Below are 24,571 nucleotides of genomic sequence, written 5' to 3'. Positions count from 1 at the left end.
GAAACCCGGCATCGGCAGCTTCGAAATGCGGGGTTTATCCGCCCGGCCTACCCCGCTGCCCTGCCAAAATCAAGGCAAAATCCACTGTAGGGTACGCATCGCGTACCTTTCTGAGCTTTTCGGCATACCGCAAGTCCGGAAAGGTACGCAATGCGTACCCTACAAAGGTTCGCTCAAATCAACAACTGCGGATAGCCGCCTTCAACATCCGTTACAGTGATGTCCGCTCCGGCCACACTAATCCCCAGAGCATTCAAAAGCCCGGATAACAGTGGATCCAGCGCCTGCAAAACAGGCGTCAGCAAGTTAGCCACCAGATCCAGCAATCCTTGCGAGCTGCTGAGTCCAAGAATTTGCAGCACAGGGGTCAAAAGCAAATTAAGCAAAAATCCGAGCCCTCCGTCGAATTCAATCTCTAAGTTGCTCGCCAAGTCTCTAAGAAGCGTACTCACAGCCGTGCCAAGGCGGTTATTGTCCGTGTACTGGGGATCGGCGGGAAAAGGAGGGTCGAAGATCAGTTCCCCCGTGTCCTCGGTGGACTGTCCCAGCCCCAGATCGGCACGCGCGGTAATTACTATCAAATTCAGACCCAGCAAATTTACTACATCACTGGGCACAATCTCCGGATTGAGTTTGCTCATGTCGTCGAACCGACCCACTCCGATGCGTAGCGCCTGAACCGCGTGACCCACTACCGCATTGCGCCCGTTCTCGGTGCAGTTAAAACTCTCGAAACCAGCGCGAGCATGAGCTCCATTAATCGCCAGATCGAGATTGATCAATCCAGTCGCGCCCAAGTTGAGTAAATCCAGAAGTGATAAATGCAGCTCAGCATTAACCTGCGCCGTATGCGCACGGGTGATCCATTCTCCATCGGCGCCGCGACCCGCAGGGCCAATGGCGATTTTCGGCGGCTCGACAATATAAGTGGTAAGAGTGGCAGTAGCAATCCCTGGGATACTGATAGGCAGCCTCACCTCCACTGCATGGTCTTTATTAGCCACTTCCGCACCCAAACTAATAAGATCAAGCACGTTGAGCTGTGTCTCCAGGGCCGCCTGATCGGCGGGCAGATCGAGATTCAACAGATCCCCCAAGTGTAGAAGCAAGTCGGCATCCAGCTCAGCAGCAATGGTTTCCAGCAAATCGATCGCAACAGTGGGAGGCTCCTTTTGATTGGATAGGGCTTCAGCCGCCAGAAGCACGAAGTCCTGCATGCTGATCTCCGAATCCAACAACTTATCCACGGTTCCCACCTCAGCTTGGGCATTGATGAGATCGAGCAAGGTAACGTTGACATCAGCCAATCCCTTGTAGGACACTAAGTCGAGCTTTCCTGACGTTCCTAGCAACCCATCGAGCACTGGGCCGAGTATTGAATCATCTGTATTCAAACGGGCTAGGTAAGAACCCACTGACAGCGTACCCACAGTTGGCGCACCCGCCACGGCTGTGGCTTGCAGATTGACTTTATTACCGAACCATCCGCCAGCGACTATGCTGGCTGCCACATTGGTGTCGCCGGCGATTACACGAACCGCTTCAGGAAGATCCGGATCTTTTGGAGCACTAAACACTCGAACCCCACCCTGTGTTAATGTATCGCCCAGTTCCACGTCGAGAATGTCGCCCGTGTGATTATTGAGCTCAGCGCTCTGGCTTACTGCAGCGTTTACGGCTGTGTCACCGCTGCAAGACAAGGCACGGGCGCCATCCAACGCCGCCATATCAGCAATTTTCTGCAGCCGCCGTTGCTCCAGCATGAGCCGTCCAGTATCCACGGCCAGCGCCGTAAAAAGCACCGAGAGGAGCAATACCGATGCCCCCAGAATGCCTATCGCGCCCCGCTGGCGAGCGAGCGATTTTGTGGCCGGGCGACGGTGCCTTTGCCGCCCATGCTTCAAAGTATTGATTTCAACCGACATGCCCCCCCCTTTGGCCAGTATGTTGTTGCCCGCCGTTACTTCATTGAACCGCCACCGCCGCTGCCGCTGCCGCCGCCGTAACCGTTTTGGTCATTCTTATAGGACTCCGGAATCGGGTGCGTGAAGCTTTCAACGTAGCGTTGGTATATCGCATCGGCCACCGGCCCTGAAACGGTCTGAGGGATTTTCGAGGCCGCCGCGCCGCTGCTTTGCAATTCCAGCCAGCGCCGCGTTTCCTCGCCGACGGAACGGTCCAGGGAATCCGCCGCCGCGATGTTGGCGCCGGACAGCAGGATCAGCGGCAACACCGCTGTAATCGATTTTTGAAACATACTTGCTCCTATGGGTTAAGCTGAATCTGGTCAATACGGTTAGCCGGCTAAGGCGATGAAGTAAGCACTGCCTGCTTGCCTGAATTTCCGGGCGAAGCCTTGATCTTCTCGGCCTGCTCGCGAAGCTGCTCTACGGTTGCAGAATCTATGTTCATTTGTGCGGCAAAGGCCTGCATTTCCTGCTCTTTCCCCGTTACCAACAACAACAGCACCATATTGGTCGCTGCCAGTGAGTTGCCGCCGTCCAGCTCCAGAGCCGTCAGAAATTCGTTGCGCGCCGGGTCGAACTGCCCGTCAAGCAATAGCGCATAGCCCAGGTCATTGCGCACGCTCACGTCGACCGGCAATTCGGCTTCGGCTTTCTGCAGATAGCTTACCGCCTCGGAAACTTTGCTATCCCGGCCGGCAATCAGCCCGAGCCCGTGATAGCCCTTCCCGGCCATGCAGCCGCCGAGCAGATCCCGGTACAATGCGACCGCCTGCTCTGTCCGGTTCGTCCGGCGCAATATTTCGGCGCGCAGGTAAATGGACTGCAGCGAATTCGAGCGGGTGTCCTCCAGATGGGCCAATGCCGCAAACAGCTTGCCGCTGTCCATGAGCTTGCGGATCAGATCCAGCTTGACGTTCTGATCGGGATCGGCGTCCGCCTCGCAGGCCGATACTTTTTTAGGGGGGGCATCGGTTTTATCCGATGGCGTAAGATCCGTTCGCGCCGCCAGCTGACTGCAGCCCATCAAAAGAGCCCCAGCCAAACCCAGCAAGGCACTGTTCACTAAAAATCTAACCATAAACACTCATCAATCCCTTCCCGAGGGCAAGAAACCCCGGGCCGGCAAGAAAAATCAACAGGGCGGGAAACAGGAAAATCATCATCACGACCGACATTTTACCGGACAGCTGATTGACATACTCGCGCAGGGCCGACTGCTGGCGCTCTTCCATCAACTGGGCGAATTTCACCAGGGATTCGCGGATATTGCCGCCGTAGCGGGTCACCTGCCTAAGAATGGCTACAGTGTCGGTCAACTCGGCAACGTCCAGGGGCTCGGCCATTTCGTGCAAAGCGTCGGCGCGGTCATGTCCGGCATCGATGCGCTGCAATGCCCCGGCGATTTCTTCCGAGAGATTCGGCATCAGCACGTCTCCCTCCTCATACATCACCCGCAAGGCATGTTCGGTTGAAAGCCCCGCATCGAACAGCATGCGCAGCAAATAAATCGCCGTGGGCATTTCCCGGGACAAGGCATTGCGGCGCGCTTTCGCCCGGTAACGCAAAACATAGCGGGGCGATAAAAAACCCAGGGCGAATGCAATAAAAACCAATGCCAGCTTTTGTGCACCGGTTATGTCAACGGCATTGACGGCATAGGCGACGGCGCCGACCACGGCAATCAACGGGGCCAGCCACGAAGCCAGCGCAAAAAACGCGCGCTTCCGGGCGGCGTACCACCCGGCTTGTTTCAATAACCGCGTCATTTCTTCCTGATCTGAGCCCTGCAACACTTTTCCCATGCCGCTGCCGCCCATACGCTCGATAGCCGAAAGTATCCAGCTTTCATCCGCGCCGCTGGACTTCACGCCGGTTTTAAGAAGATCGTTGAATCGCCGCTGCGATGTATTAATTACGCTATCTGATCGAAACGATGCCCAGAACAGCAGGCCGCCAGCCAGAACAAGCAGCAGCGCCATCGTAAAATACAACCATAATGTCATGACAACGCCTCTTAAATGCTTTTGATCATGCGCCAGAGCGTGAATGCCCCGGCTATCTGCAAGGCCACGGCGACCATGAGCAGAGTGCGTCCGGAAGGATCATTCCACATGGTCTCCAGATAACTCGGGTTCATGGCCATGATATAAGCCGCCATGCCCGGAGGCAGCAGTCCCAGCACCCAGGCCGTGACCCGGGTCTCTCCGGTCATCGCGCGCAGTTCCCGGCGCGCCGCCTCGCGTTCATGGATCATTTTGACCACGTTCTGCAGCAAATCCCGGACACTGCTGCCGTAAGTCCTGTTTATCCTTATCGCCAGCGCCAACAGGTACAACTCGTTGATTCGATAAAGATCGGCGGTTTCCTGAATCACAGTCCCCAGATCGGCGCCCAATTCGTTGGCGCGCAGCACCCGCTCGATGATTTCCTTGAAAGGCGCTGGCGTTTCCTCGGCGGCCAGCTTCAAGGCGCCCTCCATGCTGCGGCCGGTGCCGAGGCCGCGCAGCACCTGGTCGAGAAACAAGGGAAGCTGGACAAGAATCAAGGTTATGCGGCTGTTCGCCTTATGCGAAAGCCACAGATAAACGATAACAACGCCAACAACCGGCATCGACAGCCCGAATGCAGGGCCTTTCCACAGCCCTCCGAAAACGGCAAGCAGAATCAGACACAGAAGGCCTGCAAACAACTGCCGGCCGCTCACGTCGATGCCCGCCCGCCAGAACAGGCGCTCGATCATGGGCAGTTTGTTCTGCTTCCGATGCAACAGGGGTTGAGTCTCGAGCCCGGACGATTCCGCCATGCGCCGCCCGACTTTTTCGACGAACGCTTCCCGCTGGCTTTGCAGGTAAATAAACAAGGCCAGGGCCAACAGCGCGACAGCCACGGCATAGATCAAAATTTCTTTGCTAACCAAAGGACGCCCCTCCCTCGCCCATGAAGCCTCCTTCGGCTTCGAATTTCTGGCCGGACGGGCGTGTATTGCCGGCCACAAAGCATTTATGCACTTTGTCGTAGCCAAATAGCTCGTTCAGCATGAACTGGCCGTCGCGAATCCCGACCACTTCGACAATGGAGATAATGCGGCGTGTGCCGTCGGAAAACCGGGCGATCTGGACGACAATATCGATGGCACTGCCGATCATTTGCCGGAGTACGTCTATCCCGCCCTGAAAACTCGCCAGAGCCGACAGCATCTCCAATCGAACCAAGGCATCGCGGGCGCTGTTGGCGTGCACCGTGCTCATCGAGCCGTCATGCCCGGTATTCATCGCCTGCAATACGTCCAGGACCTCTTCGCCGCGAACCTCGCCCAGAATGATGCGGTCCGGCCGCATCCGCAAGGCGTTGCGCACCAGATCGCGCGCTCTGACCTCGCCTTCGCCTTCCACATTGGGCGGACGCGTTTCAAGGCGCACCACATGGCTGTGGCCAAGCTGCAGCTCGGCGGCATCCTCGATGGTCACGATCCGTTCCCGCGCATCGATGGACCGGCTCAGAATGTTCAGCAGCGTCGTTTTGCCCGAGCCGGTTCCCCCGCTGATCAGGATATTACAACGGCACATCACGGCTTTCCTGAAAAATTCCAGCATGGCTTCAGTGGCCGTGCCGTAAACCAGCAGATCCGATTCGCGCAGCGGGTCCTTGCGGAATTTGCGCACCGACAAACAAGGGCCGTCGATAGCGAGCGGGGGAATAATGGCGTTGACCCGGCTGCCGTCGGGCAAACGCGCGTCCACCATGGGGCTGGATTCGTCCAGCCGGCGTCCGAGAGGCGCGATAATGCGGCGAATCACGCGCAATACGTGATCGTCATCGATAAATCTCAGATCGGCTTGCTGCACTCTGCCGCCGCGTTCGATAAAGATATGCCTGGCGCCGTTCACCATGATGTCGCTGATCTGATCGTCGGCCAGCAGGGACTGAAGCGGGCCGTATCCGGTGAGTTCGTTGACCATCTCCTCGCTCAGGTCATCAAGGTCGTAGCTGGTCACCGCGAGCTGCCGCTGGCTGGCGTAGCGCGATACATGGTCATGCACGTAGCGCTGAATCTGTTCAGGCGTCCATTCGTTCAGCGGGATGTTATCCTCCTCGATACGGTCGATCAGATAGCGGTGCAGCGAGTACTTGAGATCCTGGTAGCTTTCCGTGTGCTTGAGGCTGTAGTCGTACTGAGGAAATTTCAATCCCATCGCCTTACTCCGCCTTGCCGCCGAACCAGGAACCGATGGACTTGAACAGGCCTTTCTTCATGCTGGACCCCTGATCGGCAGAGGAGCTGTTGGTCATGATTCTTTTCGCCAGTTTCCGGACCGCCAGCGTATAAGGATCGCGAGGAGCGCAGTGAAACAGGCTTTCTCCGGAATTCATCATGCTCAGACGGGCCATGCCGGAAGGCGGCAATGTAGCCTGAAGCGCCAGGCCGAAGCCCCGCGAAAGGCTGTCGGCGTCGGGCGGCAGCTGCGGAAGATAGCGGTCGATGACCAGTTCCACATGCTCCATCGCGATCTTATGTTCGATCATTTTGCGCACCAACTGCATGTTTTGCTTGCAGCTGGGAACACTTTGCTCGATGACCACCAGCGTATTGTCGGCATTGCTCAATAATAAATACAGGAAGTCCGACTGCGGGACGCCGCCCAGATTAATGACGATGCGGGCAAAGTAGCGCCGCAACATGCCCAGCAGCACATAAATGTCGGCCGAAGTAATCTCGCCCATCCCTCCCTGGTCCTCCGGCAATGCCAGCAGGCTGAGCCCGCTTTCATGCTTGGCGAAGGCGCTGTCTATGAGCATGGAATCCAGGCGGCGCAAGCTTCTTACCGCATCGATGAAGCTGTAAGGGGAACTGAGCCCGAGATAGGTCAAGGTATCGCTGGCCGGATTGCCCAGGTCGAGCAGCAGCGTATTGCGCTCCTTATTCTCGCCTTGCATCGCCAGCGCGAGATGGAGAGCCAGCATGGGCGTATCGGAGCCGGGCCGGGCGCTGACCAGCGCCGTGATTTTACCCAGCGATGCCGCGGGGTTATTGGGCGCCGGCGTACGGTTCTGCAGGCGCTGAACCAGATTGATGACTTCACCGGGACGGCTGCCGGTGAGGATAAAATCGCGCGCCCCGGCCCGCATGGCAAAAAGCAGCATCTCGTTATCGACCTGGTCAGCCATGGCGATCACGGACAGCAGCGGCTTGACGGCAACCAGCCCCTCTATCAGGGCCGCGTCCTGCCGCAGCGTCAGCGGCGTCAGCGCCACGAACACGACCTGGGCGCCGGTCAGGTCAAGTATTTGGCGTACACGCTCAAGCGATGGCAGATCGGCGACGACCACCTCGCCTTCATCCCTGAACACCGCATTCAGCCAGCGCATATGCTCCTGATTGTCCGTGACGGCAATGAAACTGTGTTTGCGTGTAATGCTCATATTACTATTTCGAAAATCCTGATGGGGTAGGCGTTTTAGTCCGAAAATCCCCCGTTTCCTTAAAGAAGGTATGGAAGAAACTCGGGTCGTACTGCCGGAAACGCTCGCCCGGCATCGGCGGCAAAGGCGCGCCTTTGGCCAATGGCTGAACCAGGTGCGGCGTCACCACCATGATCAGTTCCTTGTTGCGGCGTTCGAAATGCGTGGATCTGAAGAAGGCGCCGATAAACGGAATATCGCCGATCCACGGAAACTTATCCACGCTGTCCAGCGTGTCCTGGCTCACCAATCCGCTGATGACGAAGCTCTCGCCGTCGCCCAGGGCGATACTGGTATCGGTGCGGCGGACGCGCAACCCCGGCACCCTGATATCGACACCTTCAACTTGAGTGCTGAAGTCCAGCTCGCTGACTTCGGGAGCGACTTTCAGGGCAATCCGGTTCTGGTCCAGCACGGTCGGCGTCAACGACACGCGCACGCCGAACTCCTTGTATTTGATGGTAATGGCGCCAGTTGCCGCCCCGCCTTGCGGTACGGGAATCGGATACTCGCCGCCGGCCAGGAAACTGGCGCTTTGTCCGCTCATGGCGACCAGTGTGGGTTCCGCCAGCGTATAAGCGAAACCGTTGTTCTCAAGGACGGAGATTACGCCGAGTATGCCTTCACTGGCGTTGCCATACACAAAATTGAAGGCCTGGGCATGGGGAAAGAAGCCGCTGCTGAGCAGCGAAAATGCGCCTTGCCCTGCGGATTCAACACCGCTCAGATTATTCGGAGACGAGACAGCCAGTGTCGTATTGGCGGTATTCTTTCCGAGGAATAGCCCGGCATTCTGTAATCGTGTTCTATTGACCTCGACAATTTTGATGTCGATCTGAACCTGCGAATTGAATCCTAGCTTGCTGGTATCCACGACATTGGTTTCACTTTTTTCGTCCATGGCCTGACGAGCCTGGTCATGGGCTTCCAGTGAATCGCTTTCGCCTGAAAGCTCAAGCTTGTCCCCGGCCTCCGAAACCTGGAAATTGTCATTTTCCAGACTTTCGACGGCATGCTGTTTCAGGTTTTCCGAGGCCGTGACCAGCAACTCCACATAAAAGTCGGGCTGTCCTGTGTCGGAGCCCCGCCACAGCATCAGGCTGGTAGAGCCGGGCTTTTTGGGCGTAATCAGTATCTGCCGCGCATCGATCACCGAGACATCGGCGATTTCCGGATTGCCGACGGCGACGCGTTTGATGTTACTGCCATACCGGTAGCTGAGTTGTTTGCCCATCTCGATGCTGACGGTATCGTCATAGGCATGCGCGGAAAAGGCTGCTGCAAGCAGAGCCCAAAGAAGAAGCGCTTTGAAATAATTCATGTTGCTGATTGTCAAACTGGTTGTTGTAATTATTGGTTGACGGCGCACTTTAGTGCCCCAAAGTCAGGGTTTCTGTCGATCCGCCCCGGTGTATGATGACCCGAGGCCCTTCTTTCACTTTGTCGCCTTGGGCATCTGGCTGGACAGCTCCGTTGCCGGTCAGCTCTTTCAAGACGATGAAGTGCTTGTCCTTTTTACCGTTCTCCGTCCCGGACGGAGAAAAAGCTGCCGGCACGAGGCTGTCTTCGATGATTACCGGAGCGCTTTCCTCCCGCTCGGCCCCATGAAGCGCGAGCCTGATCCTACCGCTGGACTCCGCAAGCATAAGCGTCGAGGTATCGGATTCGGCAATAGCCAGCACGGCGGTTTTGCTTTTCTTCCCGTCAGGCTCCTCTTCCTTTTTCTTGCGTTTACCCGTTGCCTCATTGGCGGTGCTGGTTTTGGCCTTTTCCAGCAAGTCCGATTGCTCGTCGGCAGCAGCCGTCTGCTCTTCCGGCGAGTCCAGCATATTGCCGAAAGCCAGCACGCGCACTTTCGACAGAACCACCTGGGCTGAACTGTTCTTGCCGGTTTCCTGGTCAGCCTCTAAAAAGAGCAGCACATCCACCTGGTCGCCGGGCTCGATGAAGCCGCCGGCGCCGACCACTTCATCGACTTTAACGGCGACTGCCCGCTCGCCGGGATGGAGACTGGACGCCAACTGGCTGTAAGAGGGGAAATGGCTGGACAGCAGCATTTCTCCTTTGGAAATATCGGTTCTGGGCTTGCGGCCGATGAGAAGGTCGCCGGCAGGATAGGAACGCACCGGACGGGTAGGAACGAGCGCGGTTGTCAGATCCTCTTGTGTGATAACCTGCCCTGACTGGATATCCCGCGCGGCAAACACCACAGACTCCCCTTTGGGTTCCGCCACTTCGACGCGCACCGGTTCCGGCTTGGGCGGCTGATTGCTCGCCTTGTAACCGATATAACCGATGATGATGGCGCCCACAGCGAGTATTACTGCGAATACGCGCAAAACTGAACTACTCATTACCCCCCCTTGCTCCAGAGTAATTTATTGCAAGCAACTGCTTGGTTATTAGTAAGTAAAAATACTTAGCAATTATAGTTGTGCAGAACTTTTTTGTCTTTAAAGCCATTTTTTTCGGACAAAATAAACCCGCTACGCATCCAATGCCGTTAAGTTAAGCCATTCATGGTTCGACAAGCCTGTCCTGAGCGCAGCCGAAGGGCTCACCACGAACGGCTTAACTTAACGGCATTATCTATGCATCTTGTCTCATAATGCGCCGATCGTGGATCAAAACAGATTTGGCTCAACCGGAGTGATCTCAATCAAGCTGCACGACAGCACTCGCAGTGAGATCCTTGGGTAATTTGGGCACATCGCCTATACCTGGAAACTTCAAAATCGGTATCAGTGGATTGCCAGTATAGTTGGGAAAGCTTACGGTCACGGTCAACATGCCGGCGCTTGGCTTGTCTAATTCCACTTTTACTCCGTTCTTTCCCCCTAGAACGGCCGCATGAGCGGTTGCAGGCAACCAGTCCAGCAACTCGCCTACGACAGTCTTTACCCTGTTTTCCACTAGGGTTTCATAACCTTCTTTAGTCGGATCAACCGCCACCGCTGCCCTAGCCCCCGCTGACGCGGCATGCTGAAACGACTGCATCATGAGAATCGGCATCGAATAACTGACAATGGCATAAAACAGCGTGAAAAAGATGACGAACAGAAGCGCGGCCTCTATGGCTGCCGCACCGCGCTGTTTGCGCAAATTACACGATAAGCGGCGGCGAGTGCTGGCTCGGGGTTGAATGGCTCTTGGTTTCATAACGCCCATTACTTACAGAAAAACAGACTGGTTCTTATCAATCAAATTGAAACGGCAAGACCGATATCCGGGCGACCAAAAGAACCAGCGCGACGACAAAGCCGATGGCAAGCCCCAGACCGAAAGGCAGCATTCTGCCCTTCGGTTCCGGTATCGCCGGCGCATTGATCCCGATGCGCGCCAGTTGGAGCGCCAATAATGGCTCCCACCGATAAGCTATCGTCCAGACAATCGCCGTGCCGCCTACAAGAAGCCCGGCGACGGCATACGCAACCAGCATCGCTTCCATGCCGCCCAGCAATCCCATGGCGGCCAGCAGTTTGGCGTCCCCTGCTCCCAAACGATTCAACACCCAGGCAGGCACTGTTAAAACTAGCGCCAATGCCCAGGCAGCGAAACACGAGGATGGGGAGGCGCTCAACCAACCTTGGCCGGTAACCGCGAGCATCGCCAGTGCTCCTCCATGAGCGCCCAAAGTCAGGACATTGGGGATGCGGCGAAACGCCAGATCATAGCCACCGCATGCGACAGCCCAGCTTCCAATCAGCCAATACTGAACTGGCAAGATCAGGTCTAATCCCATAGTTGTCTTAACTATTAGACATTACTGCAACGACCAATTTATTTAGTGTTTAAGCTATCTTTAATATCAGTAAAAATATTCGTGATTGCCGTCCTAATATCACCAACAAAAGCAACCAAAGCAATCGCAACCATCGCAGCAACCAGCGCATATTCGATACCGCTCGCGCCTTCTTCATCCTTCAAAAACGCCGACAACCATTTTTTCATTTTTTCTACTTTCATTCTGTTACCTTTTACTTCGTTATTTTTCATCTTGTTTTTCTCCCTTGCGACAACCGCACAGCTCCCGATAGTGCGTCGTTTATTGCCTGAGAATAAGGCCGTTATTTCAGGCGGGGTAAGTCACCGACAATCCGTCACTGGAATATCGATGAATATTCAATAACTGAACAAGCTCAGCCTGTGCTAATTTTAGACTAAATTACAAGTTTTGCTCAAAAAATCAGCATGTACTAATTTAAATATGCATAATTTGATCAGGCCGGGATCAGTGGATTTTTTGTGGAACCGTTACAGGGGCAGGATTTGCGTATATGTGGAGGCGACTTCGCCTACCAACAGTAGGCGAAGTCGCCCCGCAAATTCAGCGGGTAGGCTGGGTTGCTAAACCCAGCATTTCAAAGCTCCCTATGCTGGTGGATTTACCAACCCAGCCTACATTTCTCTGATTTGAATGAAAAATCTATTTATTAAATAAACCTTTAACCCATGGCCAGCCATGCTGCAGCCATTTGTCTCTCAGCAAGGCGAATCCGCGCTTGATGGTGCAGTAAGCTTTGTTCATGCCGCTTCCTTCGCCTTTGCAGATCAGGCTTCCCAGCCATTCCTGCACCTTCATGCCGGGGCCTTCGACGAACACGGGCCTGAACAGCCACATTTCCAGAATGGAAGTCACCCACATAAACGCGAACGAAACCCCCATGCCGGTACCGGCCAGAATGACGAGCCAGGCAAACCACGGATGAAGCTTAGTCAGCCACCAGGACATAATGTCAGCCAGCAGGAATACATAAGGCATACCGATGGCAATGGATTTATAAGGCACTGGCGTAGTTTCGGAAAAGGCGAAGATCAGCCCGACAAACATAAAAATAAAGCTGATGCCGAACAAATGGATATGGGAAACCCGCGTCAACGAAGCAAAGGTCTCGCCCTCATCCTGCGCCGTCAAGGCTTTCAGTTGCTCAAAATCGGAGAAGTTAGGGATGCCTGAGGCGTCTTTGTTGTGACACAGGACACAACGCGTCTCAATAATTTTTGCAACGCCAGACGGCTCATAGTCATTGATCTGCGCGCCATCCCGGACCCATTGTATGATCTGGAAGCGTTCCGGCTCCGGCGCCATCTCTTTCATGGAACCGTTCAGTTTCGTCTCTACCACCGTGCCTGAGCGGTTGCCGTAATAACTGTAGACGATATCGTCGATGGACAGGCCGAATTTACCGTCAGCCATGCCGTGCGTAAACAGAATCTGAATCAGCGCAACAACATAACCTATGCCCACGGTGCATAAATAGCCGGTAAATAAAACTTTAACAGGTATCTCGTGATCTTTTAAAGGCGTGTATTTAATCATTTCAGTCCCTTACAGGTTAGTTTGAAAAAGACATGGGCTCAGCCTGAAGCTAATGAATACCGGGATTGACCAGTCTCAATGAGTCCAATTTATTAGTCGCTTGTCACCTTGTGCCGAATTTGGTGCTGCCAATATTTCAAAACTTCCTGTTTGATAAATGGACCTGCTTAATCGTTCCGTATAATTAGCCGTCACTCAAGCGCATACCCAACAGTATGGCACAAACAGGCTTTTTTCTTAAACTGAAAGCAGCGGTTCCGGCAATGTTCGGTTAATTTATTCATAAGATTTCTGATATACAGTCAGCAGATTTGATTAATGTAACACCATTATTGCCGTTAACGCCAAAGCCAAGGAACTCAAAATAAGATGACATCCAACCCCATATCACTGAATCCGGGCCTTATTGCGCGTACATTGGGAATACTGGCTTTTCTTCTGGTTGTCGCCAGTATCACAGGGCAATTGATGTCTTATATCACTGGGGATGACCGTCTTTATGGGTTTGTCTCGCTCTTTAACGTCGACGCCGAGCACAATATTCCGACCTTTTTTACTGTGTTTTTGCTGCTCTCTGCAACGCTGCTTCTTTCGGTCATCACTCTTCTGGAAAGAAACCGTAGGGCTTCTCACGTTTCACATTGGTTGATCCTTTCATGCGGATTCCTGCTTATGGCGGTCGATGAACTGGTCTCCATTCATGAGAGGCTGATAAAACCGATACGCAACCTGTTGGGGGATGGCAATCTTGGCGTCTTTTATTTCGCCTGGGTCATTCTTGGCATTGCGCTGATATTCTTGCTTGCCTGGTTTTTTCTGAAATTCTGGCTGAGTCTCCCTGCAAAAACGATGCTCACTTTCTTTATGGCTGCAGTCATTTATATTGGCGGCAGCATCGGCTTCGAAATGATCGGGGGCCGCTACGCTGAATCGCACGGCTTGGAAGATTTGACTTATAAAATGATCGCAACGGTTGAGGAGAGCCTCGAAATGGCGGGCATCATCCTCTTCATCCGGGGACTGTTGGCATATATTGCAGAAAGCCACAGAGAAGTGCGATTCCGGTTTGATGGATCTTGTGAAGAAGTCACGCTAGCCTCCCCTGAAGCTTGTCAAACTAAAGCCGGCCAAATTGGTCTTTCAGAGACCGGCAATCTTTAAAGCATTTTTTGAAAACCGTTTGCTAAGGATTCGGCTAAAAGTCTCCGTGGGAGCGATGCCTACATCGCTCGGCCAGTCGCGATGTAGGCATCGCTCCCACCCACGAATTGAAAACAAGGCTATCATTCAAAGCCAAATCCAAAAGGGCTTTTAAACACACGGCAGCTTATGTTTCTTGTTAGCACATATCAGGTATTTATACGTATTGTGTATTTGGTTCGTGATTGGTAGCTTTGCCTGAAGCTAATTTACTGATGTTACGCACAAATCGATCTCTGTGCTGTTTTAGTGTTGCTGCGATGCCGTATAGGGGCGAATTCTCTTGTGTCCCTTGCGGGTATTCGCACGGCCTATATATTTCGGTTGTCCCGTGTCGAATGAATTCGACCCTATATCTGCGTAATATCAATAACTTAGGCTAAATTCAAAGTCATTAACGATTAATCGGCATCATGCAGGCCGAGAGATTTTGCTTTCCAGGCATTTTTACCGACACCATCCGATAATCACAACAAAGACTTTATCCTATGAATACGATCAAAAACACAGCCTTAACTTTATTACTGGCTTCCTCTTTATACTCAACCAGCCTTACCGCTTACGCAGAGGAAGCCGGCAAAAGTTCAGCTTACAGCCCGAATGAAGCCATTATGCATATTGAAGCGGCTAAGGTCGAAATCAGTAAAAACGATTTCGTGCCGCCCAGCCAACATTTAAAAGAAGCGCGTGCGGCTTCCGAAAAAGTCACGGGCAAACCGGACATCGTCAAAAAGGCGCATGCCTGCATCATTCAGGCGCAAATCAAAGTAAAACAGGGCGATATAAAAGGCGCGACAGAAGAATTGGACAAGGTTTTAAAGTTGTATAAGTCGCTCTAGCTTGGCTATTTCATAAAGCCACACAGGACTTACGCAGTTTGTCTGTTCAACCGTCGAAACAAGCGGTTTTAAAACCTGCGGAGGCGACTAAAGTCGCCCCACAGATAACTTCATGAGCTCATTGAAATATTTGCAAACCTTAGAACTGAAAAGCCTCAGCGTCCTTCGCGGCTCAAACTGATGCCCGACATATAAGCCGAACTGATAAAACCGAGCCTGAAATCCTCCGCATTCGCTTGAAAGGCTTTTTAAGGCTGTTTTGGAGCAGGCGTTATATTGTTCTTGTCTGTCATCGCCATTCTAGGCACGGGCATGGAGCCCGGATTATTTGATGATCGATTCACCAAAGGCGAAAGCGTCGGTGCCAGAAACTTCACTATCTGCACCGGCAGTGAACTGGTAAAGTGATACTGTTCGGCATTGGGTCCGGCCACATAAGCGGTGATAACGCCAAAGAACCGGTCGCCCATGAAAAACGCAAATACGGCAGCGCGGCTGATGAATTTCGATTCAATCAGATGTCCTCTCTCGCCCCATACCTCGCGGCGATGATCGCCGGTGCCGGTTTTACCGCCTACAGCCAGAGGTTTGCCTTCCGGATCAGTATAAACGCCTCTGAGACGCGAGGCGGTTCCCCCCTCCACAACGCCAATCAGCGCGCCGCGAGCCACTCTTGCAACTTCAGGCGGCATGACACGCTCGCCTTTACCGGGTGATCTGTTCAGCAGCGTCTCGAACGGCGTTGCCTCTGCATAGTGCAGACTCTCGAATCGAATCAGCGGCTGCCTGACGCCGTCATTCTGCAAGATGCCCATCAGCTCCGCGAGGGCGGCAGGCCTGTCGCCGGAGGCGCCAATAGAGGTGGCGTAAGAAGGCGTCAATGCCTGAAACGGATAACCGAGACGCACCCAGGCGCGATGGATTTCCTTAAACGCCTCGGCCTCCAGCAACGTCATGATGCGCCGTTGTTGAGCATGTTTTCTTTTGCTCTTGAGCAGCCACCGGTAAACAGCCTGCCGTTGTTCGACACTGGCTGCCAGAACCTCATCGCGCGTAGCATTCGGGTGCTTGGCCAGATAACCGGCCAGCCAAAGTTCGAGGGGATGGATCTTGGTGATATAGCCCTGATCTTGCAGGTCGAATCGTGATGTTGAAAATTTCTTGTGCAGTTCGCCGATGTCTTCCTTGGCCAGAACGGACGCCGGCAGATTCGCCTTCAGATAAGCATTGAGATCATATTCGTCATGATCCGGATAAACAGCCTGATACAGCATGGTCAGCCGCGAAGCTTTAGCCTTAACCCGCTGGGTGAGCAGGGCCAGGGCTTCATCGGCGCTTTTGCCCTGGTATTTGGCATAAAAACGCCGCAGATAAACCAGCCCTTCGCGATCGGCAAAACGCTCCAGATAAGCTTGCCGGCGCGGGTCTTCTTCATTCTCAAGCCAGCGGGCGACACCTTCCGGCCTGTAAAGATGATGATAGACCACATCGCGCATCAGGCGAATGAAGACCAGATTCACGGAATCGCGCAAGGCATCGCGCACCGACATGATTTTGGCGTTTTCCTCGCGCGTGAAATTCTCGAAATGATGGATACCGCCGCCCGTGAAAAAGTTTTCGAAAGGGCTGGCGGAATAGCGCCGGTCCAGCGCCAGGTTCAGCAATTCCTCCAGACCTATTTGAGGCCGCAAGCGAAGCTGTTCGATAACCCATGCCGACAGATAATCGCGCGGATGCAACTCGACCTTTTCCAGTTCTTGGACTGGCCTGTCTTTATACTGATGGTACAGGCCGCTGATAAGCTGCAGATAATGCACCATCGTCCGCAGCTTGGCGGTCGAACCGAGATCGAGGCGAATGCCTTCATTAATATCGAGAGGCTGATCAAAATTATCGGTCTGGACACGCAACAGATTGCCTCTCTCGCTGCGTTCAAACAGCATCAGGCTATAGATGACGGGAGACAGATCCTGACTATCGCCCAACATCCTGAAGCCGACCGCACCGGCGGCCCGTGCCGTTTCCGAGTCGCTCAGCCGGTGCAAGGCGTTCGCGACGGCTTGTTGCGTCTGATAGTCGATAGTGGTGGTGGCGGTTAAATCCTGCCGATCAAGTTCGTAGATGGATTTCACGCCCGTCGCCTTGGCCAGACGCGTTCTCAGGACGGTTTGGGTCTTTTTTTCGGCCATGAATTTGGCAAGAGGCGAATTCGAACCGCCAGGGCGGGCAATTGATACCTTCAATGCGGCATCGCGCAACGCTGGCGAAATAACGCCCTGGTTTTCCATCACCCGCAAGTATCGATCGGTCAGTGATTGAAGCGCTTGAAAACCCGACCCCAAAAGATAAGAAGGCCGTCTTTGCGACAATAGAATGCTGAGAACCTGCCTGTAGGCCTGCGCCTGTTGTTGACTGATGTGTTCGGAATTGATCGCGCCTGGGCTGAGCAGCTTGTTGACTTCGTTAAAGTCTGCGCCGAACCATGCCGACAGGCCATCGCCCAAACCGTGGACTTCCCCCAGCCTCGGCGTCGCTGCAAGCGGCATGGAGTTCAGGTAAGTCAGGGCAATTTCGCGCCGCATTGCGCGTGTATCAGGCCCTAACAGATAGGCCCGTATCGATGCGCTGCCCATCTGGCGGAATTTTTCGATCAGGGAAGACGTGTAGCCGTCGGGCGAATGGCGGTACTTTTCCAATTGCGTGGCCAGCGTGCTGCCGCCTGGCACATTGATGTCGGCGCCCAGTTTTTTCGCCATCAATTGCAGGCCGGCAAATCCCAGCCGGTCCCATTCAACGGCGGGATTTATGGTGGTATTGGTTTCGTCCAGCAATTCCCGATTCTCTATATAGAGCAACGTGTTCAGGATCAGCGGAGGAATGGATTCGAAAGTCGGGTAACCGTAAGTGGGGTAAACTGCGCTAAACAAGACCTGATTGGCCTGATCGACGATGCGAAGCCCGGCCTGGGTTTTTTCGTGATAAATCGGGAATAAACCGTAATCGACCAGTTGAGTCAGCATCGGAGACGAAGCGGCCTGGGCGGAAATGCTGAAGCCTGCCTTTTCAACACGCTGAATCACATCCGGCAGCATCGCATAGCCTAGCCGCAAATCGTAAGGACCATGATCAGGATAACGAATCGATGAACTGCGGCCGGGCTCTAGCTTGAAACTGAGCTGTTTGCTGATTTCGGAAAGATATTGGGCCTGATATTTGGAGGTTTTGACCTCGTCCCTGATAACTTTTGTTAAAACAATACCGATTCCAACCAAGCCGGCCAGAATTATCAATCCCAATGAACTATGAATTATCCGTTTATTCGTTTGCATTCCTGATCATTTCCTTCAAAACAAAATAAACGCGCGCGCTTCGCTGCGGGCGTAAGAAAGAAACGAAACCGGCACACTATTTCACACTCGATGTTGTTATTAAAAATCATTTTATAGGTGTTAATTCAATTTCACTTATAACGCGCAAGTTTCCTAATGAAGAATATACTATTAATTTTCAAGTGTTAATAAGTGATGCTACGGAGTTTTAAATTTCTATAGCCCGGCCCTAAATTATAAACGCGGACTATTGCATTGTTTATAATAAGTATAGCGTCTTCTTGTCTGTTTTCCTGAATAAACCATCGGCTTTTGGTCAGGCAACATCTTTGAGCTGATCTGACCGCACCTCTGACGCCAAACAACTGACAAGCTATACCCGCTCTGCTTCAATTGCATAAGCGTAACAGATTTGGATGGGATAGGTAATATGGAAAAATAATTTGTTTGCCTTCGACACCATCAAACGATTGGCCGAAAAAGATATCAAACGACTGATGTTACGCCGTTGTAGGGTCGAATTTACTTGTGCCTTTTAGGATTACGTAGCGGGGCGGGGCTTGTAGCCCCGCCCTAACGTTTCTACGATACTCGCTAAGCGACTGCAGTTATCATCGCCGAACATTCCGAACGGGACAACATGTCCCGTCCAGCTATGGATGACTGATGCTACGCTGTTGTAGGGTCGAATTCACTTGTGCCCTTTGGATATTCGACCTGGGGCAAACGCCCATGTCGCCCTATGCAGTGCGAATAAGTTCGCACCTACACGGCAGATCCAAATGCGCCTGGCGCGCCTGCCATTGGATTCGCCCCCAGGCAAAACTAAAGCAGCGCAGAGATCGATCGTGCGTAACATCAGTCAAATGATCATCGAGAAATGCAGCATTTAATCAATCAGGGCTCACCAAGGAAAAACAATGACCAGATCGCACATCGTTTTGCTGATAATCATGGCCGCGCTAATAGGCGCCTTTTTCTATTCCGATTTGCAGCACTTGCTGACACTGGACAATTTAAAGGCCAAACACGAGGCTCTCATTGCTTATACCGATGCCCATCCTGTCAAAGCGACGGCCTTTTATGCACTGATTTATATTGCCATAACGGCCTTGTCCCTGCCCGGTGCCGCACTGTTGACATTAGCCGGCGGTGCGATTTTCGGTTTGTTGTGGGGAACATTGATCGTATCGTTCGCATCCACCATCGGCGCCACGCTGGCTTTTCTGGCCGCGCGTTTCCTGTTCCGCGATCTGGTCAAGGCCAGATTCGCCGATCGCGTCAAAGCCGTGGATGAAGGCATGGCGCGCGATGGGGCTTATTATTTGTTTACCTTGCGGCTGGTGCCGATTTTCCCGTTTTTCGTCATTAATCTGGTCATGGGATTGACCGCCATTGCAACCCGTACTTTCTACTGGATCAGCCAATTAGGCATGCTGCCCGGAACCGTGGTTTATGTCAATGCCGGCACCCAACTGGCCAAAATCGATACGTTATCCGGTCTATTCTCGCCCGCTTTGCTCGGATCGTTCGTCTTGCTGGGATTTTTTCCTCTCATAGCCCGAAGGACCGTATCGGCTGTTCGAGCCAATAAAATTTATCAAAAATGGACTAAACCCGAAAAATTCGACACCAATCTTGTCGTCATAGGCGCAGGGGCGGCAGGATTGGTCGCAGCCTACGTTGCCGCTGCCGCCAAGGCTAAAGTCACACTGGTCGAAAAACACAAAATGGGCGGTGAATGCCTGAATACCGGCTGCGTGCCGTCAAAAGCCTTGATCCGTTCAACGAGATTGCTGGCGCAGTTTCACAGCGCAGCCAAGTTCGGCATCAGCGGCATTAAAGCCGATTTTGACTTTACCGAGATTATGGAACGCGTGCAGCGTGTGATTGAAGCCGTCGCGCCGCACGATTCGGCGCAGCGCTACCTCGAACTCGGCGTGGATGTCATCGAAGGCACTGCCAGGATTGTTTCCCCTTGGGAGGTTGAAGTCACGACAGGCCAAGGCTCACGCATCCTGACAACGCGTTCCATCATCATTGCCGCCGGCTCGCGCCCTTTTATTCCGGCAATCCCGGGCCTTGAAAATATCGATTACCTGACTTCCGATACCGTCTGGAATTTGCGCGAGCAGCCCAGGCGTTTGCTGGTGCTGGGCGGCGGCCCTGTCGGCTGCGAGCTGGCGCAGACTTTCGCCCGCCTCGGTACGCAAGTCATCCAGGTCGAAAAAGCACCGCGCTTGTTGACGCGGGAAGATGCGGAGGTTTCCAAAACCATAGCGGAAAAGTTCGGCCAGGAAGGCATAGATGTACGCCTTGGACATACCGCGAAGCAATTCCTGATCGAAAACGGGGAGCATATCCTGATCGCCGACTATCAGGGCCAGGAAAAACGCATCGGCTTTGATAAGCTGCTGCTGGCTATCGGCCGCACAGCCAACACGTCCGGATTCGGCCTTGAAGACATCGGCGTGGAGCTGTCGCCCGGGCATACGGTGCAGGTTGATGAATGCCAGGCCACCAACTATCCGAATATCTTCGCCTGCGGCGATGCGGCAGGCCCCTATCAGTTTACCCACGTAGCCGCGCACCAGGCCTGGCATGCATCGATCAACGCCCTGTTCGGCAGCTTCAATAAATTCCGTACCGATTACGCCGTGATTCCGTGGGCAACTTTCACCGATCCGGAAATCGCCCGTGTCGGCCTGAATGAGCAGGACGCCAGACAGCAAGGCGTCGCTTATGAAGTCAGCGTTTACAATGTCGATGACCTGGACCGCGCCATCGCCGACAGCGCTGCGCACGGTTTTGTCAAAATACTGACGCCGCCCGGCCGGGATAAAATTCTTGGCGTCACGATAGTCGGTCAGCATGCCGGCGATATCATTGCGGAATTCGTGCTGGCCATGAAACATGGGCTTGGCCTGAACGACATCCTGCGCACTATCCATATCTATCCGACGATGGCGGAAGCCAACAAAAACGCCGCCGGCGTCTGGAGGCGCCATCACCAGCCGGAACTATTATTGAAGTGGATAGCCCGCTTTCATGCCTGGCGGCGGGGCTGAGGCGATTCGATTTTTCACGGCTGGCCGTTGCTTAGCATTCGATGAGCTTGCCGATGGCATTGATCTTGTGCTTTCGTAGCCGCCATCTGTCAAATGACGCTTCGTCAATGCTGAAGTGAATCTCTTCCTCTTCTACGTCGGAGGACGCTGCAGAATGCAGATGCAGCATGCATCCGTTGCTGCCGGCATCCAGTTTCTGTACGCGGTAAAAAATCCTTCGCCCGGCCTGTTCGACGCTGACCGTGTCATTGACATGCAGCGCCATGACAAACTCACACTGTTCTGCCGGGCCTGTTTTAATGACCGGCTGTTTCTGTTTGCCGGCGGCTTTGCCTTGAGGCCTTGCTTCCCTCATGCTCACAAAGTCGCCGATATATTCGCCCGTGTTCTTATTCCTGAATATTTTCACATGATGGCAGAGGCCGTCCAGCCTTTTAAAAACCCTGCCCTGCTCGCCTATAGCGCCGGTTTCGGTTATCTCGGGATTGGGCGATGCGGTTTCCGGCCGTAGAATCCGCACCCGCCTGATCGGCGTTTTGCCATCTTTGTGATATACCGTCACGCCTTCCGCGAACGCGGCCTTGGGTTTGTTGTTGCAGCGCTCCAGGTGCTGCACAATGATCTTCCTGACTGCGGGATCAATAATGCTATTGGTATGTGTAAACGTACCGTCCAGAGGACTTCTATAGGCCTTGCCTGTTCCTGTTTCTTTAAGCAGCGGCGCATGCGCCACAATCATGCTGTCGAGCGCATGCTGCAGGTCCTCACGCAAAGTCTGCCAGGCCGGTTCAACAGGCAGATCGTCCAGGTTTAATTGGGACTGCTTATGTTCCAGCTCTCTGGCCGCCTCAACCAGGCGCTTATAAAACGGCCGATCCATACACGCAATGACCAACGCATCAATCGCATGATTCCGGTGGTCGGCCCGGTCTTTTAACGGTACGCTGCCGAGCTGATTGTTCAATCCCCATCGCTGCCGGACCCAGGCGGTCATCATGCCTTTGCCGACCGAAACTTCCGCTCCTAGTTGTTTCAAATAATCATGCGTTATGCGGCTGATGTAGCGCGCATCATTGAGTTGCTTGCCGATAAAATCCGTTTTCTGCAATTCTGCCGCCGTCGTGAAAAAACGCTTCTTCTTCGGAGCAAGAGACCTGTCCCAGCGATTGAGGTTTTGTACAATGTTATGCCAGTGCGCTTCATGGCCGCCAAACGCATCAATGGGCGCTTTATGGCCCTTGCTGCGGTTTTCCTTGCGGTAGCACAACACTTTGTTCATGTAGGAATCGTCCAGTGATTCGCTGTAGGGCAAAATATGGCCAATCTCAACTTCGGAGCCAAACAGAGCCGATGAGCTGATGCGCAGGCCGGAGTAAGCGCAGCGCTGGTGTTGATCGCGCCATAGCCGGTATTTCAGTTGAACGGTTCTGTCGGAGGCGCCGGCCGGGTTCAGATACGGATACCGCCGCTTCATGTCCTGAAACATCTGCATCGCCTCCTCATTCGCCCGGGCCTTGGCTTTTTGCTGCCTGACGAATTCTGCCTGGCGCCAGGCTTTCATGTCCAGATCACGCGCCATTTGGACTCTGATCGCATCGGGCTTGCCATATTCGGCGATCAGGGCATTGACCAGTCGCCTGAGTTCATGCAGCCCTTTTTGCATGGCGGGATTGGCGATTTCAGGCGGCAGGCCGAGGTTATCCTTTATTTCCATGCCTTGAACTTCAAGGCCATACCCCGCACTGATCCACGCATCGGCGTAACTTTGGCCCTGGTAAAGGAAAGGCAGCAGCTTGTTGATGGCCTTAACGGAAAGCGAACAATATCCCGGCTCAAGCTCCAACAGACACAGACTGGCGGCAGTGGCCGGGCCAAAGCCCCAGTGCGCAATCAGCCGTTTCTTCAAAACCGGCTTCTTGCCGATGGTCAGCAGATCCTCAACCAGAGCCTCCTGTTTCTCAGTTCCCAGATCATCCCATACGCTCAGAGCTTTCCTGATCCGGCAGGCAGTCACATTGCCTTTCAGCGTTTTATGACTGCATTCCAGATTGAATTCCGTGCTTTCATCGAAGCCCAGTATCGCCCGTACCTTCGAAAACGCCACATCGGCTTCGGCTTCGAACAGCGGGATCAATTTGCCTTTTTGCCCGGCTGATAAAAACGCTCCCTGTTCGCCGCCATCCTTAAAGTACGCCAGACTATTGATAGTTTGCAGGTAGCGAAATCGCTGGCTTTCCAGCCGGGCTATACCGGCCTGTTTGCGTTTGGGTTCCAGAGCGCAGCGGCCAACACGGCCAACCCGCGATTCAGGCGGCCTTTGACCAAAGATGATGCGCTCCACCTGTTCTTTGGCCTGTTCCGTTAGCAGAGCGTGGTGGCATTGCTGTTGTTGCCATATCAGTTCCAGTTCATCCTGATACATTTGCCGATCCGTACGCACACGCCGGCCAAAGGCCGGATTATGCTTATGGCCGCGAAGATCCGGTCTCGATAGATATTCTCCCAACGTCCGGCAGCCCGTCTCTTTTATAGCCCTCCTTAGTGCCGCGACCTCTTTTTTTAAATCCGTTTCTTCATTGCCGCACTCGGCATGGGCATCGCCCTCCCCAAACTCGGCCAGAACCGCCAGCGTATCGGGGTCATCGATCATATCGCCCGGCAACGCTTTGCGGCCGCGCGGGCAGCTTCCGCGTTGGGCCAAATGCAGGATCACCCGGCCCAGTTCATACGCGGATAACTTATGATCCAGCGCTTTGGCGCGCAAATGATAGGGATTGCCGATCCGGTTCAGTATGACTTCCGGGCTGGGCGAGGCTTTCAGCGCTTGCGGTAAGAGGTTCAGCTTTAACAAATAATCGAGCGCTTGCTGCTTTCGTCTGGCTCTGCGCTGGAGAATGCGTCGGGTTAATCCGGCATTGCGGCATTCGGCATTTTTAGAGTTCGGTGTTTTCTTTTTAACGGCTTTGCCTAAAACCCGGCAACCCAAATCCACTAGCCCATCAGGCCTGCCGTGCCTTTCTTCAAGCAATGCCCAACCGATGGCATCTGCGCTCAAACTTAATCCCAGAACTCTCTTGCTCATTCTTAATCCTTGTGTATAATCCGAACGCTGATGTAACCGATTACACCTATGGTTAACTTTTCATACCAATGGAATTGTTTTCCGTAGGCAGCGCTTCCAGGCGCCCAAAGCCCTCGCAAAGTAAAACTTAAGGGGGCTTTTTTATATCCGGCAATTGGCTACTTTTGTTATTTCCATACTTCTTCAATCAGCCCTTTTTCTGGTAAGCCGTTGTTTTCATCAGTTGCGATAACCGATATGGTTGGCCGGTTTGTCGATCTTCATATAGCTAAAACTGCTGCTGACTCATCAATCCAGGGTCATGAG

At 53.6% G+C, this 24,571-nt stretch carries 18 protein-coding genes; 3 read left to right on the top strand and 15 right to left on the bottom strand.

What is annotated here, in order from left to right:
* Positions 1–173: 173 nt before the first annotated feature.
* From ACTNE6_RS07440 to ACTNE6_RS07380, 13 genes are all read right to left on the bottom strand, one after another.
* Positions 174–1,925 carry a pilus assembly protein TadG-related protein gene (locus tag ACTNE6_RS07440; protein WP_442499183.1) on the bottom strand — a complete coding sequence of 584 codons (1,752 nt, stop codon included), beginning with the start codon at positions 1,923–1,925 and terminating at the stop codon, positions 174–176.
* Positions 1,926–1,960: 35 nt separating this feature from the next.
* Positions 1,961–2,257: a DUF3613 domain-containing protein gene (locus ACTNE6_RS07435; RefSeq protein ID WP_194969867.1), complete on the bottom strand. Its 297-nt coding sequence runs from the start codon at positions 2,255–2,257 to the stop codon at positions 1,961–1,963.
* Positions 2,258–2,304: 47 nt separating this feature from the next.
* Entirely contained in the window at positions 2,305–3,045 is a 741-nt protein-coding gene (locus ACTNE6_RS07430; RefSeq protein WP_442499182.1) for a tetratricopeptide repeat protein, read from the bottom strand.
* Positions 3,038–3,970, bottom strand: a complete 933-nt coding sequence (locus tag ACTNE6_RS07425; protein ID WP_442499181.1) for a type II secretion system F family protein — start codon at positions 3,968–3,970, stop codon at positions 3,038–3,040. Before ACTNE6_RS07425 ends, ACTNE6_RS07430 begins: the two co-directional genes overlap by 8 nt.
* 11 nt (positions 3,971–3,981) lie before the next feature.
* On the bottom strand, positions 3,982–4,884 hold the full coding sequence (locus ACTNE6_RS07420) for a type II secretion system F family protein (RefSeq protein WP_442499180.1): 903 nt from the start codon (positions 4,882–4,884) through the stop codon (positions 3,982–3,984).
* Positions 4,877–6,160 (bottom strand): CpaF family protein, encoded by a 1,284-nt coding sequence (locus ACTNE6_RS07415; RefSeq protein WP_442499179.1) that lies wholly within the window; start codon positions 6,158–6,160, stop codon positions 4,877–4,879. Before ACTNE6_RS07415 ends, ACTNE6_RS07420 begins: the two co-directional genes overlap by 8 nt.
* A 4-nt stretch (positions 6,161–6,164) precedes the next feature.
* Entirely contained in the window at positions 6,165–7,388 is a 1,224-nt protein-coding gene (locus tag ACTNE6_RS07410) for an AAA family ATPase (RefSeq protein ID WP_194969871.1), read from the bottom strand.
* 4 nt (positions 7,389–7,392) lie between these two features.
* Positions 7,393–8,748: a type II and III secretion system protein family protein gene (locus ACTNE6_RS07405; protein WP_442499178.1), complete on the bottom strand. Its 1,356-nt coding sequence runs from the start codon at positions 8,746–8,748 to the stop codon at positions 7,393–7,395.
* Positions 8,749–8,797: 49 nt separating this feature from the next.
* Positions 8,798–9,781, bottom strand: coding sequence for a Flp pilus assembly protein CpaB (gene cpaB, locus ACTNE6_RS07400; RefSeq protein WP_442499177.1), 984 nt, complete (start codon positions 9,779–9,781; stop codon positions 8,798–8,800).
* A gap of 301 nt (positions 9,782–10,082) precedes the next feature.
* The gene (locus ACTNE6_RS07395) at positions 10,083–10,586 is read right to left on the bottom strand and encodes a TadE/TadG family type IV pilus assembly protein (protein ID WP_442499176.1); all 504 of its coding nucleotides are present in this window, start codon (positions 10,584–10,586) and stop codon (positions 10,083–10,085) included.
* Between the two features lie 37 nt (positions 10,587–10,623).
* Entirely contained in the window at positions 10,624–11,169 is a 546-nt protein-coding gene (locus ACTNE6_RS07390; protein WP_442499175.1) for a prepilin peptidase, read from the bottom strand.
* A 38-nt stretch (positions 11,170–11,207) separates the two neighbouring features.
* A complete protein-coding gene (locus ACTNE6_RS07385) occupies positions 11,208–11,423 on the bottom strand; it encodes a Flp family type IVb pilin (RefSeq protein WP_442499174.1) in 216 nt (71 codons plus the stop codon).
* A gap of 430 nt (positions 11,424–11,853) precedes the next feature.
* Positions 11,854–12,747, bottom strand: a complete 894-nt coding sequence (locus tag ACTNE6_RS07380) for a hypothetical protein (protein WP_194969876.1) — start codon at positions 12,745–12,747, stop codon at positions 11,854–11,856.
* A 369-nt stretch (positions 12,748–13,116) separates the two neighbouring features.
* Here ACTNE6_RS07380 and ACTNE6_RS07375 point away from each other — a divergent pair, with 369 nt between their 5' ends.
* Entirely contained in the window at positions 13,117–13,908 is a 792-nt protein-coding gene (locus ACTNE6_RS07375; protein ID WP_442499173.1) for a hypothetical protein, read from the top strand.
* 527 nt (positions 13,909–14,435) lie between these two features.
* Positions 14,436–14,786 (top strand): hypothetical protein, encoded by a 351-nt coding sequence (locus ACTNE6_RS07370; protein WP_442499172.1) that lies wholly within the window; start codon positions 14,436–14,438, stop codon positions 14,784–14,786.
* A gap of 248 nt (positions 14,787–15,034) precedes the next feature.
* Here the strand turns inward: ACTNE6_RS07370 and ACTNE6_RS07365 are convergent, their stop codons facing one another.
* Positions 15,035–18,115, bottom strand: coding sequence for a transglycosylase domain-containing protein (locus tag ACTNE6_RS07365; RefSeq protein WP_442499171.1), 3,081 nt, complete (start codon positions 18,113–18,115; stop codon positions 15,035–15,037).
* A 920-nt stretch (positions 18,116–19,035) separates the two neighbouring features.
* Between ACTNE6_RS07365 and ACTNE6_RS07360 the strand changes: the two genes are divergently transcribed.
* Positions 19,036–21,183 (top strand): FAD-dependent oxidoreductase, encoded by a 2,148-nt coding sequence (locus ACTNE6_RS07360; protein WP_442499170.1) that lies wholly within the window; start codon positions 19,036–19,038, stop codon positions 21,181–21,183.
* Positions 21,184–21,214: 31 nt separating this feature from the next.
* On the opposite strand, the gene cas9 is transcribed toward ACTNE6_RS07360, so the two are convergent.
* A complete protein-coding gene (cas9, locus tag ACTNE6_RS07355) occupies positions 21,215–24,265 on the bottom strand; it encodes a type II CRISPR RNA-guided endonuclease Cas9 (protein ID WP_442499169.1) in 3,051 nt (1,016 codons plus the stop codon).
* Between the last annotated feature and the right edge of the window lie 306 nt (positions 24,266–24,571).

The organism is Methylobacter sp. sgz302048 (assembly GCF_052162025.1).
GTDB lineage: Bacteria > Pseudomonadota > Gammaproteobacteria > Methylococcales > Methylomonadaceae > Methylobacter.
The sequence above is the reverse complement of the archived record's forward strand: the minus strand, read 5'-3'. Positions and strand labels throughout refer to the sequence as shown.